The sequence below is a fragment of the Spirillospora sp. NPDC049652 genome, assembly GCF_040675125.1.
Lineage (GTDB): Bacteria > Actinomycetota > Actinomycetes > Streptosporangiales > Streptosporangiaceae > Spirillospora.
The window spans coordinates 1-1,432 of record NZ_JBFAOF010001398.1 but is presented as its reverse complement, the minus strand read 5'-3'; the positions used below and the strand labels follow the sequence as shown (position 1 = coordinate 1,432).

Below are 1,432 nucleotides of genomic sequence, written 5' to 3'. Positions count from 1 at the left end.
CTCGCCGCGCACCACCTGGTGGTCGACGGCGTGTCGTGGCGCGTCCTGCTGCCCGACCTCGCCGCCGCCTACCGGGGCGACGAACTCGACCCGGTCCCCACCTCCTTCCGGAGCTGGGCGCGGGGCCTGGCCGCCGAGGCGACGAGCCAAGCCCGCCTGGACGAACTGCCGCTCTGGACCCGGATGCTGGCAGGCCCGCAGGCGATCCTCGGATCCCGCCCCGTGGACCCCGCCCGCGACACCGTGGCCGCCGGAACCCGGCGAACAGACCTCACCCTCCCGGCCGCGGAGACCTCGGCGCTGCTCACCGATGCCCCGGAGGCGCTGCTCTCCGATGCCCCCGAGGCGCTGCTCTCCGATGCCCCGGAGGCGTTCGGCGCCGGAGTCGACGACCTGCTGCTCGCGGGACTGATGGCCGCGGTCGAGGAGTGGCGGCGCGCCCGCGGCCTGCGCACGCCCGGCGGCCAGCTCGTGGACGTGGAGAGCCACGGCCGCGCCGGCGGCGACCTCGGCCGCACGGTCGGCTGGTGCACCGCCGAGTACCCCGTCCGGCTCGACGCGGGCGGCCTCGACCACGCCGACGTCCGCGCGGGCGGCCCCGCCGCGGCGCGGCTGGTCGCGCACGTCGCCGGGCGGCTGCGGGACGTCCCGGGCGACGGCCTCGGCTTCGGGCTGCTGCGCCACCTGAACCCCGACACCGCCCCCGTGCTCGCCGCGCTGCCGCGCGCGCAGATCGGCTTCAACTACCTCGGCCGCTTCACCGCCGCGTCCGGCCGGACCCCGCCGGGCACGGCCGCGTCCGGCGCCTGGCGGCTCGCCGGGGAGGACGCGCTGAGCGGCGCGCCCGACCCGCGGATGGCGGCCGTCCACGCCCTCGACGCGAGCGGCGTCGTGCGCGACGGCGCGGACGGCCCCAGGGGACCGTCTCGCTGACCGGCCCGGTCGGGCTGTGGGACGAGGCGACGCTGTCCGACCTCGCGGTCCGGTGGACGGCGATGCTGCGCGGCCTGGTCGCGCACGCCGCGGAGCCGGGCGGCGACCGGGGCCCGGCGGGCCTGCCCGAGGCCGACCTCAGCGCGGACGAGCTGGAAGAACTGGCGGACATCGCCGAAGGCATCGGCCAAGGGGGACTGTGACATGGTGAACTCCGCGCTGGCCGAGGTCTGGCCGCTGTCGCCGCTCCAGGAGGGGCTGCTCTTCCACGCCCGCCACGCCGAGGGGAGCCACGCCGAAGGCGGCCACGGTGAGGGCGACGCGGACGTCTACGTCGCGACGCAGGTCCTCGAACTCGAAGGCGTCCTTGACCAGGACGTGCTGCGCGCGGCGTGGCAGGCGGTGCTGGACCGGCACGCCACCCTGCGCGCCTGCTTCCGGCGGCGCGGCTCCGGCGCGCCCGTCCAGATGATCATGCGGGACGTGGACCTGCCGTGGC

General features: G+C 77.7%; 3 protein-coding genes. All 3 read left to right on the top strand.

Annotated features, from left to right (window positions below):
* On the top strand, nucleotides 1–933 hold a 933-nt coding region (locus tag AB0J52_RS40545), incomplete at its 5' end, for a condensation domain-containing protein (RefSeq protein WP_500188532.1).
* A 62-nt stretch (nucleotides 934–995) separates the two neighbouring features.
* Complete coding sequence (locus tag AB0J52_RS40540) at nucleotides 996–1,136, top strand: hypothetical protein (protein WP_500188529.1); 141 nt, start codon at nucleotides 996–998, stop codon at nucleotides 1,134–1,136.
* 1 nt (nucleotide 1,137) lies between these two features.
* A partial coding sequence (locus tag AB0J52_RS40535) for a condensation domain-containing protein (RefSeq protein WP_500188527.1) occupies nucleotides 1,138–1,432 on the top strand: 295 nt, incomplete at its 3' end.